This window comes from Pseudomonas sp. R4-35-07 (genome assembly GCF_003852235.1).
Classification (GTDB): domain Bacteria; phylum Pseudomonadota; class Gammaproteobacteria; order Pseudomonadales; family Pseudomonadaceae; genus Aquipseudomonas.
Genome location: NZ_CP027732.1, coordinates 411253 through 426284 on the forward strand (window position 1 = coordinate 411253; position 15032 = coordinate 426284).

Consider the following 15032-nt stretch of genomic DNA (forward strand, 5'->3'; position numbering starts at 1 on the left):
GGGAATCAGCAGAATAAACGCGGTCAAAAATGTGGGAGGGGGCTTGCTCCCGATGGCGGAGTGTCAGTCAATACATTAGGGGCTGGCCCACCGCATCGGGAGCAAGCCCCCTCCCACATTGGATCTTCGCAGCCTTCATTTAGCGGTAAATGCCGTCTTTGCCGTGCCCGGCCATCGCCCGGTTACTGCGCACGCTGATCATCAACTTGATATCAATCCACTCCACGCCCTGGGCCTTGAGCTTGGGCAGCTCGCGCTCCAGGACCGCCAGGGTCTGAGGGTAAGGATGCCCGATCATCACCGCCGAGCCCTGCTTGTGCGCCAGCTTGATTGCGGTTTGCAACTGCGTGGTAATCGCCGCCTCGGTGCGTTCGTCATCCAGGAACACATCCCGCGAAACATGCGCCAAACCGATTTTCTGCGCCTCAGCCGCAGCCACCGTTTGTGCGCTGGTACGGCTGTCCACAAAGAACTTGTGGCGCCGCTGCAGCTCGCCCATCAACCACGCCATCGCCGCCGGCTGCGCGGTCATGCGGCTGCCCATATGGTTATTGATGCCGGCGGTGTAGGGCACCGCCTTGAACGCCGCGTCCAGGCGCTTGCCCAGCTCTTCGATCGACAGCTCGGGGTGCCAGGCAAACGGCCCGGTGGCCGGGTCCATGGGCATGTGCAGGATGACAATCTTGCCGGCCTTGTGGGCTTCGCGGGCGAATTCGGCGGCGTGAGGGGTGTCGGGCATGATCGCGGTGGTGACCGGCCCAGGCAGGGCCAGCACGCGACGATCCCTGGGCAGGTTTTGCCCCAGGTCGTCGATGATCAGGGTCAGGTAGGCTTTGTGCGGCTCGCCGGCCGGCGTCGCTTGGGCGAATCCGGCCAGGCTGCACAGCACGGCGATAATCAGTGCAACACGCATATCAACGGCTGCGCGTGATGCTCAGGCCCTTGAGCAGGCTCAGCGCCTGGGCCAACTGGTAATCGTCGTCCTGCGGCATCGGCTTGGCTTTGGCGCCGCTGCCGGTCGGCTGGTCGGCCCCGCCGTTGCCATTGCCCAGGTGGCCTTGCAGATCGGCTTCCTTGTAGTACTCGCTGTCGATCTCGTTGGTGATCTTGGCCCTGCGCACTTCGATGTCCGGCACGATGCCCTGGGCCTGGATCGAGCGACCATTGGGTGTGTAGTACAGCGCCGTGGTGATCTTCAGCGCACGTTCGTTATTGAGCGGCAGCACCGTTTGCACCGAACCTTTACCGAAGCTGGTGGTGCCCATCAGCACGCCGCGCTTCTGGTCTTGCAGGGCGCCGGCGACGATCTCCGATGCCGAGGCGCTGCCGCCGTTGATCAGCACGGCCAGCGGCACGTTCTCGCTGAGGTCGTTGCCGGTGGCCGAGAAGCGCAGCTCGGAATTGGCGATACGGCCCTTGGTGTAAACGATCAGGCCCTTGGTGATGAAGTGATCGACCACTTCCACCGCCGACTGCAACACGCCGCCTGGGTTGTTGCGCAGGTCGAGCACGATGCCGTTGAGCTTCTTGCCGTTGTCCTTGCGCAGCTTGGCCAGGGCCTTGGCCACTTCGTCGCCGGTCTTGACCTGGAACTGGGTGATGCGGATGTAACCGTAGCCCGACTCCAGCAACTGGCTCTTCACGCTCTTGACCGTGATGGTCGCGCGGGCCAGGGTCACGTCGAACGGGTTGCCGCCGTCGCGCACCAGGGTCAGGGTGATTTTCTGGCCGAGCTTGCCGCGCATCTTGTCGACGGCTTCGGTCATGGATTGGCCGCGGGTCGGCTGGCCGTTGATCTTGACGATCAGGTCACCGGCCTGGATGCCGGCCTTGGACGCAGGGGTGTCGTCGATGGGCGAGACCACTTTGATCTGGCCGTCTTCGGAGCCCACTTCGATGCCCAGGCCACCGAACTCACCGCTGGTGCTTTCCTGCAGTTCGGCGAAATCTTCCGGGCCCAGGTAGGCGGAATGCGGGTCGAGGTTGCTGAGCATGCCCTTGATGGCATTTTCCAGCAGGGTCTTGTCGTCTACGGGTTCGACATAGGCTGCCTTGATCCGGTCCATGACCTCGGCAAAGGTACGCAGCTCGTCCAGCGGCAACGGCGCCTTGGTGCTCGCGGCCATAGCGGCGGGCGCAGCCGGTGCGGCCTGGTCGGCGAAAGCCAGAGGCGCGCCGATCACCAGGGCGATCGTCAGGGCCAGCGAAGTGAGGCGGGACAAATGCAGCATGTCGAACGAGCTCCTAATGTAGATGCGACCCTATCCTTGGGATCGGCACCATTGTGCGGGATCGCTCGGGCGACCCTGCTGACGAATAGCGAAGTACAGCGCCGGCGTGTCCTGGCCACCACTGTTACCGACAGTGGAGATGGATTCACCGGCTTTTACCACATCACCTGCCGACTTGAGTAACGTCTGATTGTGGCCATAAAGGCTCAAATAGCCATTACCGTGGTCAAGAATCACCAGCAAACCGGCCCCGCGCAGCCAATCGGCGAACACCACGCGCCCGCCGTGGACGGCGTGGACCTGGCTGCCGGCAGAGGCGCTGATCATCACCCCATCCCACTTGGCGCGGGTGTCATCGCCACGGGTTTCCCCGAAGCGTGCCAATAGTCGACCATCAACGGGCCATGGAAGTTTTCCGCGAGCTGAAGCAAAAGGCCCGCCGAACGACTCGCCACTGCTGGAAACCAATGGGCCAGGCGCTGCATGTGCCGACTTGCGTGGAGCCGGCGCATCGCTAGTGGCCGCCAGTTCGGCCTCACGCTGGCGCTTTTTTTCGGCTTCCTGCTGCGCGATCAACGCCTTCTGCCGCGCCTCTTCGGCCTCGCGCGCCTGGCGGGCCAGAGTTTCTTCGATAGTCTTGAGCACTTTGGCCAAATCGGCCTGGTCTTGCTCGCGCGCTTGCAGCTTGGCGTCGCGGGCTTTCACGTCGTCGTTGAGCTTGGCCAGGGCTTGCTGGCGTTCCTTGCGGACTTTATCGAGTTCGTTGCGCTGGGTGTCGAGTGCGGTTTTCTGGTCGAGCAGCTGTGCCTGCTGATCGTTGATCTCCTGCTCGACATTGGCCAACTGGCGCAGGGTTTCGTTGAAGCTCTTCAATTGCGCCAGGCGCGCCTGGCTCACGTAATCGTAATAGGTGAGGGTGCGGGCGAATTTTTCCGGGTTCTGCTGGTTGAGCAGCAGCTTGAGGTATTCCTGGCGGCCGCTCTGGTAGGCGGCGCGGGCCTGGATCGCGATCAGGCGTTGCTGCTCAACGCGTGCGCTCTGGAGTTTTTTTTTCTCAGCGTCGAGTCGCTCCAGTTCCGACTCGCTCTTCTTTAATTCTTTTTGCAGCTCCTGGACCTGCTTCTCCAGCTTGCCCATTTCGGTTTCCGTGCCGCGCAGGTCTTTCTGCACGCCGGATTTCTCTTCCTGGAGCTTGCCGAGCAGTTTTTTCAGCTCGGTAATGTCCTGACGCGTAGCGTCCAACTGTTGTTGGGTTTGTGCGCGCTCATCGGCAAATGCCGGTTGGAGCAGGCAGACAAGAGCAAGGGTAATCAAGGCGCGAAGCATAGAGGCGGGCGACACCAGGGGAAAGGGACGGCCTAGTATGCCCGCCAAGCGCTGCAAAAAAAACGCCCAATTGGGGCTGGCGGGCAAGATAGGTGCCGAGTGGCGGTGGTATGGCAAAAAGATATCTACCAAACGCTGCAAAGCTAATGTGGGAGGGGGCTTGCCCCCGATTGCGGTGGGTCAGCTAAATAGGTGCTGGCTGAGCCACTGCTATCGGGGGCAAGCCCCCTCCCACACTGTTTTGTGGTGTGTTTTGGATTAGACCAGGATCGAGGTCCCAGTCATCTCTTTCGGCTTCTCCAGCCCCATCAACATCAGCATGGTCGGCGCCACATCCGCCAGTACGCCGCCGTCACGCACGTTGAAATTGCGCTTGCCGACGTAGATGAACGGCACCGGTTCGGTGGTGTGGGCGGTGTGGGCCTGGCCGGTGGATTCATCGGACATCTGCTCGCAGTTGCCGTGGTCCGCCGTGATCAGCGCTTCGCCACCGACCTTGTCCAGGGCATCGACAATGCGACCGACGCACAGGTCCAGGCATTCCACGGCCTTGACCGCCGCTTCCAGGTTGCCGCTGTGACCGACCATGTCGCCGTTGGCATAGTTGACCACGATCACGTCGTAACGCTGATGCTCGATGGCGTCGACGATCTTGTCGGTGACTTCCGGTGCGCTCATTTCTGGTTGCAGGTCGTAGGTGGCGACTTTGGGCGAAGGGATGAGGATGCGCTCCTCGCCCGGGAACGGTTCTTCACGTCCGCCGGAGAAGAAGAAGGTCACGTGGGCATATTTTTCGGTTTCGGCAATGCGCAGTTGCGTCTTGCCGTTTTTCGCCAGGTAGTCGCCCAGCACGTTTTCCAGGCTGCCCGGCGCGAATGCCGAGGGGGCCGGAATATTGGCAGCGTATTGGGTCAGCATGACGAACTCGACGTTCGGCTGGCGCGCGCGTTCGAAGTCTTTGAAGCCGTCGTCGACAAACACATGGCTCAGCTCACGGGCACGGTCGGCGCGGAAGTTCATGAACACCATGGCGTCGCCGTCTTCGACCTTCACCGGCTCGCCGATGGTGGTGGCCTTGACGAATTCATCGCTCTCGCCACGCGCGTAGGCGGCTTCCAGGCCTTGTTGGGCGGTAGCGGCGTTGAATTCGGCCTGGCCGTCGACGATCAGGTTGTAGGCTTGGGCCACGCGGTCCCAGCGGTTGTCGCGGTCCATGGCGAAGTAGCGGCCCACGATGCTGGCGATACGGCCCTTGCCCAGGGCGGCGAAGGTGGTGTCGAGCAGTTCGATGGACGACTGCGCGCTTTTGGGCGGGGTGTCGCGGCCATCGAGGAAGGCGTGCAGGTAGATTTTGTCGGCGCCGCGCTTGAAGGCCAGTTCAGCCATGGCCACCAGGTGGTCCTGATGGCTGTGCACGCCGCCATCGGACAGCAGGCCCATGAAGTGCACGGCCTTGCCGGCGGCGACGGCTTTATCCACCGCAGCGCAGATGGTCGGGTTCTCGAAGAACTCGCCATCGCGGATCGCTTTGGTCACACGGGTGAAGTCCTGATAGACCACTCGTCCGGCGCCGAGATTCATGTGGCCGACTTCCGAGTTGCCCATCTGGCCGTCCGGCAGGCCCACGTCCATGCCGGAACCGGAGATCAGGCCGTTGGGTACGGTGGCGGTGAGGCGGTCCAGCACGGGCTTGTTCGCTGCGTACACAGCGTTGTCGTGGTGGCTTTCACTGTGTCCGAAGCCATCGAGAATAATCAGGACCAAAGGTTTAGGCGTGGTAGTCATAGATCCTCTCGCGGCGGTAATAAAGGAAGGCAATGGAAAAGGGAGTGGCAGTTTAAAGCGAAGTTCCAACCGCGTCACCGCTTTACGGGGGTTGGCCGCCCCTGGCGGCTGTGTATACTTACCGCCATTTTAACGCCCTGGAACCTCCTTGATGGTTGATCACCTGATTGCATTTGCCACTGCCCACTATCTGCTCGTGGGTGCCTTCGTCATCCTGCTGGCGCTGCTGATCGCTCACGAATTGAGCCGTGGTGGCCGCAGCCTGAGCACGTCGGAGCTGACCGCGCTGGTCAACAAGGATGAAGCGGTTGTCGTGGATATCCGCCCGGCCAAGGATTTCGCCGCCGGCCATATCGTCGGCGCCCTGAACATTCCCCAGGACAAGCTGATGGCGCGCCTGGGCGAGCTGGAAAAGCACAAGGCCAAGACCATCATTCTGGTCGACGCCCAGGGCCAGCATTCCGGCACTCACGCTCGCGAAATGCTCAAGGCCGGCTTCACCGCCGCCAAACTGTCCGGCGGTATCGGCAGCTGGAAGGCCGATAACCTGCCGCTGGTGAAGTGATATGAGCCAGGTTGTCGTGTATTCCAGCGATTATTGCCCTTATTGCGTGCGAGCCAAGGCTTTGCTGGGTAAGAAGGGCGTTGCCTTCGAAGAGATAAAAGTCGATGGCAAGCCCCAGGTGCGCGCCGAAATGGCCCAGAAGGCAGGGCGCACGTCGGTCCCGCAGATCTGGATCGGCACCCGGCACATCGGTGGCTGCGACGACCTGTTTGCCCTTGAGCGCGCCGGTAAACTTGATGCGCTGCTGTCCGCCTAACCCCTAAAAGCCCCAAGATAGAGAAGGATCTGCGATGACTGATCAACAGAACACCGAAGCAGCAGAAGCCCAAGGCCCACAGTTTTCGCTGCAGCGCATCTATGTGCGTGACCTGTCGTTCGAAGCACCGAAAAGCCCGGCCATCTTCCGCCAGGAGTGGACCCCAAGCGTTGCGCTGGACCTGAACACCCGTCAAAAAGCCCTGGAAGGTGACTTCCACGAAGTCGTGCTGACCCTGTCGGTCACCGTCAAGAACGGCGAAGAAGTGGCCTTCATCGCTGAAGTGCAGCAGGCCGGTATCTTCCTGATCCAGGGCCTGGACGAAGCGTCCATGAGCCACACCCTGGGCGCGTTCTGCCCGAATATCCTGTTCCCGTACGCCCGTGAGACCCTGGACAGCCTGGTCACCCGTGGCTCGTTCCCGGCGCTGATGCTGGCACCGGTGAACTTCGACGCCCTGTACGCTCAAGAGCTGCAGCGCATGCAACAGGAAGGTTCGTCGACGGTTCAATAAGTCGATGCGGTAAAAAATGTGGGAGGGGGCTTGCTCCCGATGGCGGTGGGTCAGCTACAGATATGCTGGCTGATATACCGCTATCGGGGGCAAGCCCCCTCCCACATTTGCTATGCGGTGTTACTTGAAGCCGAGTTGGCGCCAGCCTTCATAGACCGCCACGGCGACGGTGTTCGACAGGTTCAGGCTGCGGCAGCCTTCGCGCATCGGCAAGCGCAGGCGATGGCCGTCGGGCAGGGCGTCGAGCACTTCGGCCGGCAGGCCCCGGCTCTCCGGGCCGAACAGAAACGCGTCGCCCTCGGCGAAGCTGGCATCATGAAACGGCCGCGAGCCCTTGGTGGTAAACGCGAACAAGCGCGGGTGGCCCAGGCTCTCCAGGCAGCTTGCCAGGTCGGCGTGGCGCTTGAGGGTGGCGTACTCGTGGTAATCCAGCCCGGCGCGGCGCAGGCGTTTATCGTCCATGTCGAAGCCCAGCGGCTCGATCAAATGCAGGTGGCAGCCACTGTTGGCGCACAGCCTGATAACGTTGCCGGTATTCGGCGGAATTTCTGGTTGAAAAAGGATGACGTGAAACATGCACGGCTCCGAAGGTAAAGATGCGCTGCATTCTACCCCCGAAGACGACCCGAGGCCGAAGCTATTGCCACGGGTGCTCGGCTCACTGGCGATTGTCGGCTTGATGATTGGCTTGATGATTGGTCGCTTGACCACTGCGGACCCGGTCGAGCTGCAACAGGTGGAAGCTGCGGCGGACGGTTTGGTGGTGTGGTTCAACAGCGAACCCAAGCTGCACGGCGAGCATATCGACGGCACCGTGGCGCTGCTGTTCGACGCACAGGGCAATGCCGCCAGTGGGCAACTCAAGGTCAATGACAAGGATGTGAACTGGCGCGTGCGCAAGACCGACAGCGGCTTGCTGCTGAACCTGGTGGCGGCTCGGCCATTACGCGGGGAGTGGAAGGGCGAAGAGGTCGATGACCGCTGGCGGCTGGAGATCCATCTCCACGAGCAATAAAAGAGGGAGTTCCCGGCCTGCCTGTACCAGGGCTCCCAAAACGGGGTGAAGCCTAGGGCTTCGGTGTTAAAGAGGGGATTCTCGGCCTGCCTGTACCAAGGTCCCCGAAACTGGGTAATACAGGGGTTATTGCAGGGGGCGTGCCAGAGTTTGCAATTGGCGCCATAAAAACTTGCAAGAAAGCGCAAAGCCCCGGAATTCGGGGCTTTGGTGGTTTCAGCTTTGGAGAGTTTTTCAGTCGTAGCAATCTTTCGGGTGCCGGCTCCATGCCCGATGCCGGTTCATGGTGCATTGAATCAGTGCATGACTATGAGCCTTATGAAGATCCAAATGTGGGAGGGGGCTTGCTCCCGATAGCGGTAGATCAGACACAGATGTTGTGACTGAACCACTGCTATCGGGAGCAAGCCCCCTCCCACATTGGATCTTCAGTGGATCAGAGAGCGGTGATCAGCCCTCGTCACCTTCGTCGTCGTCACCGCCGTCGACCTTCATCCCCAGCTCCTTGATCTTGCGCGTCAGGGTATTACGCCCCCAACCCAGCAGCACGGCGGCATCGCGACGGCGGCCAGCGGTGTGCTTCAGTGCGGTCTCGATCATGATCCGCTCGAACGCCGGCACGGCGCTGTCCAGCAGGTTCGACTGGCCGCGTGCAAGGGCCTGGTCGGCCCATTGGCGCAGTGCCTGTTCCCAGTTGGTGACTGGTGCCGAATCCTGCGGCAGGCTCAGCAGTTCCGGCGGCAGGTCGCTGATATGCACTTCGCGCCCAGAGGCCATCACCGTGATCCAGCGGCAAGTGTTCTCCAGCTGGCGTACGTTGCCGGGCCATGGCAGGTTCTTCAGGTATTCCTCGGTCTCGCTCTTGAGCAGTTTCGGCTCGACGGCCAGCTCCTGGGCGGCGCGGCTGAGGAAGTGACGGGCGAGGGTGGGAATGTCTTCGCGGCGGTCTGACATGCGCGGGATGTGGATGCGGATCACGTTGAGGCGATGGAACAAGTCCTCGCGGAATTTGCCGGCGTGTACCAGGGTTTCCAGGTTCTGGTGGGTCGCCGCGATGATGCGTACATCCACCTTGACTGGCGTATGCCCGCCGACGCGATAGAACTCACCATCGGCCAGCACCCGCAGCAGGCGGGTCTGGGTATCGGCTGGCATGTCGCCGATTTCATCGAGGAACAGGGTGCCGCCGTCCGCTTGCTCAAAGCGCCCGCGCCGCAGGTTGGCCGCGCCGGTGAACGCGCCTTTTTCATGGCCGAACAGCTCGGACTCCATCAAGTCTTTCGGGATAGCCGCCATATTCAACGCGATAAACGGCGACGCCGCCCGAGGGCTGTGACGGTGCAGCGCGTGGGCGACCAGCTCTTTACCGGTACCCGACTCGCCGTTGATCAGCACGGTGATGTTGGAGTGGCTCAAGCGCCCGATGGCGCGAAACACTTCCTGCATCGCCGGCGCTTCGCCGATGATTTCCGGCGTGCGCGTCAGGGCCGGCGGGGCTTCCTGGTTCTGCTGTTCCTGGGCGTGCTGGTTGGCGCGCTTGACCAGCGCCACCGCCTCATCCACATCGAACGGCTTGGGCAGGTACTCGAAGGCGCCGCCCTGATACGACGCGACAGCGCTGTCCAGGTCCGAGTGCGCCGTCATGATGATCACCGGCAGGCGCGGATGCTGTTCGCGAATCCGCGCCAGCAGGTCCAGGCCGCTGGCGCCGGGCATGCGGATATCGGAGATGATCACATCCGGCTGCTGGCGAGCCAGGCGGCTCATTACACCGTCGGCGCTGTCGAAGCTCTGGGTGGTCATGCCTTCCTGTTGCAAGGCTTTCTCCAGGACCCAGCGGATAGAACGGTCGTCATCGACGATCCAGACAGTTTCACTACGGCTCATGTCGTGGGGGCTCCTTGTTCCAATGGCAGGAAGATCGAGAACGTGGTGTGGCCGGGATGGCTCTCACATTCGATCAGGCCCTGATGCTGGCTGATGATGTTCTGGGTAATGGCCAGGCCCAGCCCGGTACCGTCCGGGCGGCCACTGACCATGGGGAAGAAAATGGTTTCCTGCAGCTCCGCAGGAATGCCCGGGCCGTTGTCGATGATTTCGACCTTGGTCACCAGGCGATGGCGCACATGGCCAATGGTGAACTGGCGCAGGGCGCGGGTGCGCAGGCTGATGCGGCCCAGGCGCAACTCGTTCTGGCTGCTGATGGCCTGCATGGCGTTGCGCACGATATTGAGCACCGCCTGGATCATCTGCTCACGGTCGATCAAGACATCGGGGATGCTGGGGTCGTAGTCGCGCACCAGGGTGATGCAGCCCTGGCTTTCGGCCTCGACCAGTTGGCAGACGCGCTCCAGCACTTCGTGCACGTTGGTCATCGCCAGCGACGGCAGCTTGTTGGAGCCGAGCATGCGGTCCACCAGGTTGCGCAAGCGGTCGGCCTCTTCAATGATGACGTTGGTGTAGTCCTTGAGATGCTCCTCCGGCAGCTCGCGGGCCAGCAACTGTGCCGCGCCGCGAATGCCGCCCAGCGGGTTCTTGATCTCGTGGGCCAGGCCGCGTACCAGCATCTTGCTGGTTTCCTGCTTGGACAGCTGCGCCTCCTCCTTGGTGATGCGCAGCAGGCGATCGCGGGGGTGCACTTCGAGCAGCAGCAGGGTCGCGCCATTGCTCAGGATCGGCGTCACTGCGTAGTCGACGGTCAAGGTCTGGCCAGTGAGGGCGGTGAGCATCGCTTCACGCTTGGTGAACGGGTGTGCCTGCTCCACGGCCTGGCGCAACGAGCTCAGGGCTTCGGCCGACTCGGTGAACAATTCGCTGATGAACTGCCCATGGCTGCGCTGGCCGCTGATAGCCAGGAGCATCTCCGCCGCCGGGTTCATGTACTCAAGACGCAGGTCGGCGTTGAGCAGGATGGTCGCAGTGGTCAGGTTGTCGAGTAACAAACGGTGCAGTGCATCACTGATGGTCATCAGGACCTCTTTTGGAGCAAGGCGCAGGCTTGAGGCACACGCTGATACAAGGAAAATGCAAAAACCAAACCAAGGCTCCGAAAAGAAGCGTTAAAGCCCTGAAATAAGGGGTTCAGGCGCGAAACTGTGGCGTTCCGCCAGCTTGTTCGGGAATAATCGAACCAAAATGGGCTGGATCGCTGGGATGGGTGCAACCTATCGCACCAATATAGTGCGCTTTGAGAAAGTCTGTTCAGGAAGCTGAATGCACCCAAATCCAATGTGGGAGGGGGCTTGCTCCCGATAGCGATGTATCAGCTGTTAAATATGCTGACTGACACTCTGCTATCGGGAGCAAGCCCCCTCCCACAGTTTTGACTGGGTTTGCACGCGTTAACCTTTGTAAACGCACAGCTCGGCGGTGGCGCGGATCATTGCCAGTTGGCGCAGCGGGTCATTGAGTGGCTCATGCACCGCCTCGGCAAGCCATTGGGGGCATTGAGGATCTGTGCGCAGGGGTGTGAAGTCGGCCAACTGCTGCAGCAGGCGTTTTTGCAGCTCATCCAATCGTGGGCGAATCTGCTTGATCAGGTCCGGACGCGGATCGTCGGGGGCCTTGCCCTGGAATTGCCAGTCGGACAAATGGGTGTACTGCACCAGTTTGTTTGCCTCGATCTGCGCCGCGAAGAATTGCTCGGTAGAGGCGGGGTCCAGTTTGTAGCTCGGCGCTTGGGCGACGACGCTGGCAATCACTTCCTGCTCGCGCTTTTTATCTTCCACGGGTTTATGGCTGTCCCATTTGCTCAAGGCCACCTGGTCGGCGATCTCCAGGCGTTCGGCGATGCTGTTGAGCAGCGGCTCGAGGGTGGGCGGGGCGGCGCAAGCACCGGCACTGACGAACAGCAGAGCGAACACAAGTCTATGTTTCAACGCAGATCTCCTGTGGGAGGGGGCTTGCTCCCGATGACGGTGTGCCAGTCATACCTATACTGCCTGACACTCTGCCATCGGGGGCAAGCCCCCTCCCACATTTTTTATTGGGTTTGAACATGTAAAGCAGCGTAATTCCCAAGCAAAAAAAGACCTCCCGAAGGAGGCCTTTTTCAATCACGCTACGTCAAGCAGCGCTACCGGATCAGCAGCTGTAGTACAGCTCGTATTCCAGTGGGTGTACGAAGGTACGAACCTTGATTTCTTCTTCGCTTTTCAGCTCGATGTAGGCATCGATGAAGTCGTCGCTGAACACGCCGCCTTTGGTCAGGAACGCACGGCCCTTGTCCAGCTCTTCCAGGGCTTCTTTCAGGCTGCCGCACACTTGTGGAATCTCTTTGGCCTCTTCAGGCGGCAGGTCGTACAAGTTTTTGTCGGCGGCGTCGCCAGGGTGGATCTTGTTCTGGATGCCGTCCAGGCCAGCCATGACCAGGGCTGCGAAAGCCAGGTATGGGTTGGCCGCCGGGTCCGGGAAGCGGGCTTCGATACGACGAGCGCGCGGGCTGGACACGTAAGGGATACGGATAGAAGCGGAACGGTTACGGGCCGAGTAGGCCAGCATCACCGGCGCTTCGAAGCCTGGGACCAGACGCTTGTAGGAGTTGGTCGACGGGTTGGTGAAGCCGTTCAGGGCCTTACCGTGCTTGATGATACCGCCGATGAAGTACAGGGCGGTGTCGGACAGGCCGGCATAACCTTCGCCGGCGAAGGTGTTCTTGCCTTCTTTGGCGATGGACAAGTGAACGTGCATACCCGAACCGTTATCGCCGTACAGCGGCTTAGGCATGAAGGTAGCGGTACGGCCGTAGGCATCAGCCACGTTGTGTACGCAGTACTTCAGGGTCTGGACTTCGTCAGCCTTGGCGACCAGGGTGTTGAACTTCACACCGATTTCGTTCTGGCCGGCAGTCGCCACTTCGTGGTGGTGAACTTCGATGACCAGGCCCATTTCTTCCATGGCGTTGCACATGGAGGTACGGATTTCGTGGTCGTGGTCGAACGGCGGAACAGGGAAGTAGCCACCTTTGATGCCTGGGCGGTGGCCTTTGTTGCCGCCTTCCACGTCCTGGTCGGACATCCACGAACCTTGTTCGGAGTAGATCTTGAACATGGAGCCGGAGATGTCGGACTTGAACTTGACCGAATCGAAGATGAAGAATTCTGGCTCTGGGCCTACGAATACGGTGTCGCCGATACCGGTCGACTTCAGGTATTCCTCGGCACGCTTGGCGATCGCACGTGGGTCGCGGTCGTAGCCTTGCATGGTCGAAGGCTCGATCACGTCGCAGACGATGATCAGGGTTGGGTCTTCGGTGAACGGGTCGAGGACGGCAGTGCTGTCGTCCGGCATCAGGATCATGTCGGAGGCTTCGATGCCTTTCCAGCCAGCGATGGAGGAACCGTCGAACATCTTGCCTTCTTCGAAGAAAGCATCATCCAGCGCGTCGCGAGCCGGCATGGTCACGTGGTGCTGAGTACCTTTGGTGTCCGTGAAGCGCAGATCAATCCATTTAACGTCATGATCTTTGATGAGTTGAACCGACTTCGACATGGTGTCCTCCGGGTGGCTTCGGGCTAGGGTAGTGGAGTTAGCCCTTAGAATTTGGGTGATGCCGGCGCGGATACTCCGCCAAGGCAACCTGCCTCACAAGAGAGCAAATTGCATGCCAGTGCGCCAACATGGTCTTTTTGCGTCAAAATGGCCCCTATAACGGTGCAATCGGCCAAAGCGCGGCAAATAGCGCACTGCAATGTAGCGCTAACGGGCGAAAATGACCCGTTTTGGTGCGCAGCGAATGCGCTGCATATTAACTGGTTAAACCTTGAGCGATTTCCGCTATAATCCGCGCCCCCCTTTTTCAGCAGGCCCGGCGCGCGCTGTTTCCATGAAATTAATCGTTAAAGTCTTCCCCGAGATCACCATCAAGAGCCGACCGGTACGGACGCGTTTCATCCGTCAGTTGGCCAAGAACATCCGTGCCGTGCTCCGTGACCTGGACCCGGCTGTGGTGGTGAATGGCGTGTGGGACAACCTCGAGCTGGAAACCCGCCTGACCGACGCCAAAGCCTTGAAGGACATGACCGAGCGCCTGAGCTGCATGCCGGGTATCGCGCATTTCCTGCAGGTGGATGAGTACCCGCTGGGCGACTTCGACGACATCACCGAGAAGTGCAAACAGCACTTCGGTGACGCGCTGGCCGGCAAGATTTTTTCGGTGCGCTGCAAGCGTGCCGGCAAGCATCCGTTCAGCTCCATGGATGTGGAAAAATACGTCGGCAGCAAGCTGCGTCGCGAGTGCGGCGCCGCCGGAATTTCCCTGAAAGCACCGCAAATTGAAGTGCGCATGGAAATTCGCGACAAACGGTTGTTCGTGATCCACAGCCAGCACAACAGCATCGGCGGCTACCCGCTGGGCGCCCTGGAACAGACCCTGGTATTGATGTCCGGCGGTTTCGATTCGACGGTGGCGGCCTACCAGATCATGCGTCGCGGCCTGATGAGCCACTTCTGCTTCTTCAACCTGGGCGGGCGTGCACACGAATTGGGCGTGATGGAAGTCGCGCACTTTATCTGGAAGAAGTACGGCAGCTCTCAACGCGTGCTATTTGTGAGCGTACCGTTTGAGGAAGTGCTGGGCGAAATTCTCGGCAAAGTCGATAACGGTCATATGGGCGTCGTATTGAAGCGTATGATGTTGCGCGCGGCGTCCCGGATTGCCGATCGGTTGCAGATCGACGCGCTGGTGACCGGCGAAGCGATCTCCCAGGTATCCAGCCAGACGCTGCCAAACCTGTCGATCATCGACTGCGTCACCGAGAAACTGGTGTTGCGCCCGCTGATCGCCAGCCACAAGCAGGACATCATCGATCAGGCAGAGCAGATCGGCACCGCCGACTTTGCCAAGCATATGCCTGAGTATTGCGGGGTCATCTCGGTGAACCCCAAGACCCACGCCAAGCGCAACCGCGTGGAGTATGAAGAACAACAGTTCGACATGGCGATTCTGGAGCGAGCGCTCGAGAACGCCAAACTGGTCCCGATCGATCGCGTCATCGACGAGCTGGGCCAGGATGTGCAGATCGAAGAAGTCAGTGAAGCTCTGGCCGGCCAGATCATCGTCGACATCCGTCACCCGGATGCCGCCGAAGATGAGCCGCTGGAAATTCCTGGCATCGACGTACAAACGCTGCCGTTTTATGCATTGAACGCGCGTTTCAAGGAACTGGATGACAGCCGTCAGTACCTGCTGTATTGCGACAAAGGCGTGATGAGTCGCCTGCATGCCCACCATTTGCTCAGTGAGGGGCATGCCAATGTGCGCGTTTATCGACCGAGCTAAGAGCCCGGGGCTGTTTGCCTGTGGCCTGCGTCACCGGCCCCCCGACTCTGCCGTCAAGCTG

14 protein-coding genes are annotated in these 15032 nt (G+C 60.6%); 5 read left to right on the forward strand and 9 right to left on the reverse strand.

Going from position 1 to position 15032, the window contains the following annotated elements; translation table 11 throughout:
* Positions 1-139 precede the first annotated feature (139 nt).
* The 4 genes from C4J89_RS01745 to gpmI form a co-directional block, all read right to left on the reverse strand.
* The gene (locus C4J89_RS01745) at positions 140-913 is read right to left on the reverse strand and encodes a divergent polysaccharide deacetylase family protein (protein ID WP_124413587.1); all 774 of its coding nucleotides are present in this window, start codon (positions 911-913) and stop codon (positions 140-142) included.
* Between the two features lies 1 nt (position 914).
* Positions 915-2231, reverse strand: a complete 1317-nt coding sequence (locus C4J89_RS01750; RefSeq protein ID WP_124413588.1) for a S41 family peptidase — start codon at positions 2229-2231, stop codon at positions 915-917.
* A 30-nt stretch (positions 2232-2261) separates the two neighbouring features.
* Positions 2262-3557: a murein hydrolase activator EnvC gene (locus C4J89_RS01755; RefSeq protein ID WP_124413589.1), complete on the reverse strand. Its 1296-nt coding sequence runs from the start codon at positions 3555-3557 to the stop codon at positions 2262-2264.
* A 258-nt stretch (positions 3558-3815) separates the two neighbouring features.
* Positions 3816-5342: a 2,3-bisphosphoglycerate-independent phosphoglycerate mutase gene (gene gpmI / locus C4J89_RS01765; RefSeq protein WP_124413591.1), complete on the reverse strand. Its 1527-nt coding sequence runs from the start codon at positions 5340-5342 to the stop codon at positions 3816-3818.
* 151 nt (positions 5343-5493) lie between these two features.
* On the opposite strand from gpmI, the gene C4J89_RS01770 reads away from it, so the two are divergent.
* Genes C4J89_RS01770 through secB form a run of 3 tightly spaced genes read left to right on the forward strand, consistent with a single transcriptional unit; the run spans position 5494 to position 6677 of the window.
* The gene (locus C4J89_RS01770) at positions 5494-5907 is read left to right on the forward strand and encodes a rhodanese-like domain-containing protein (protein WP_124360862.1); all 414 of its coding nucleotides are present in this window, start codon (positions 5494-5496) and stop codon (positions 5905-5907) included.
* Between the two features lies 1 nt (position 5908).
* A complete protein-coding gene (grxC, locus tag C4J89_RS01775; protein ID WP_124365491.1) occupies positions 5909-6163 on the forward strand; it encodes a glutaredoxin 3 in 255 nt (84 codons plus the stop codon).
* Between the two features lie 34 nt (positions 6164-6197).
* Positions 6198-6677, forward strand: coding sequence for a protein-export chaperone SecB (gene secB, locus C4J89_RS01780; RefSeq protein WP_012721755.1), 480 nt, complete (start codon positions 6198-6200; stop codon positions 6675-6677).
* Between the two features lie 120 nt (positions 6678-6797).
* On the opposite strand, the gene C4J89_RS01785 is transcribed toward secB, so the two are convergent.
* Complete coding sequence (locus tag C4J89_RS01785) at positions 6798-7253, reverse strand: tRNA (cytidine(34)-2'-O)-methyltransferase (protein ID WP_003171120.1); 456 nt, start codon at positions 7251-7253, stop codon at positions 6798-6800.
* Here C4J89_RS01785 and C4J89_RS01790 point away from each other — a divergent pair.
* Complete coding sequence (locus C4J89_RS01790) at positions 7252-7692, forward strand: hypothetical protein (RefSeq protein WP_124360864.1); 441 nt, start codon at positions 7252-7254, stop codon at positions 7690-7692. The genes C4J89_RS01785 and C4J89_RS01790 overlap by 2 nt on opposite strands.
* Positions 7693-8142: 450 nt before the next feature.
* On the opposite strand, the gene ntrC is transcribed toward C4J89_RS01790, so the two are convergent.
* The 4 genes from ntrC to glnA form a co-directional block, all read right to left on the reverse strand.
* The gene (ntrC, locus tag C4J89_RS01800) at positions 8143-9579 is read right to left on the reverse strand and encodes a nitrogen regulation protein NR(I) (protein ID WP_003218003.1); all 1437 of its coding nucleotides are present in this window, start codon (positions 9577-9579) and stop codon (positions 8143-8145) included.
* Entirely contained in the window at positions 9576-10661 is a 1086-nt protein-coding gene (gene glnL, locus C4J89_RS01805; protein ID WP_005783937.1) for a nitrogen regulation protein NR(II), read from the reverse strand. Before glnL ends, ntrC begins: the two co-directional genes overlap by 4 nt.
* Before the next feature lie 372 nt (positions 10662-11033).
* Positions 11034-11570: a chorismate mutase gene (locus C4J89_RS01810; protein WP_124413592.1), complete on the reverse strand. Its 537-nt coding sequence runs from the start codon at positions 11568-11570 to the stop codon at positions 11034-11036.
* A gap of 205 nt (positions 11571-11775) precedes the next feature.
* A complete protein-coding gene (glnA, locus tag C4J89_RS01815) occupies positions 11776-13182 on the reverse strand; it encodes a glutamate--ammonia ligase (RefSeq protein WP_124360867.1) in 1407 nt (468 codons plus the stop codon).
* A gap of 334 nt (positions 13183-13516) precedes the next feature.
* Between glnA and thiI the strand changes: the two genes are divergently transcribed.
* On the forward strand, positions 13517-14971 hold the full coding sequence (gene thiI / locus C4J89_RS01825) for a tRNA uracil 4-sulfurtransferase ThiI (RefSeq protein ID WP_124360869.1): 1455 nt from the start codon (positions 13517-13519) through the stop codon (positions 14969-14971).
* Positions 14972-15032: the final 61 nt, after the last annotated feature.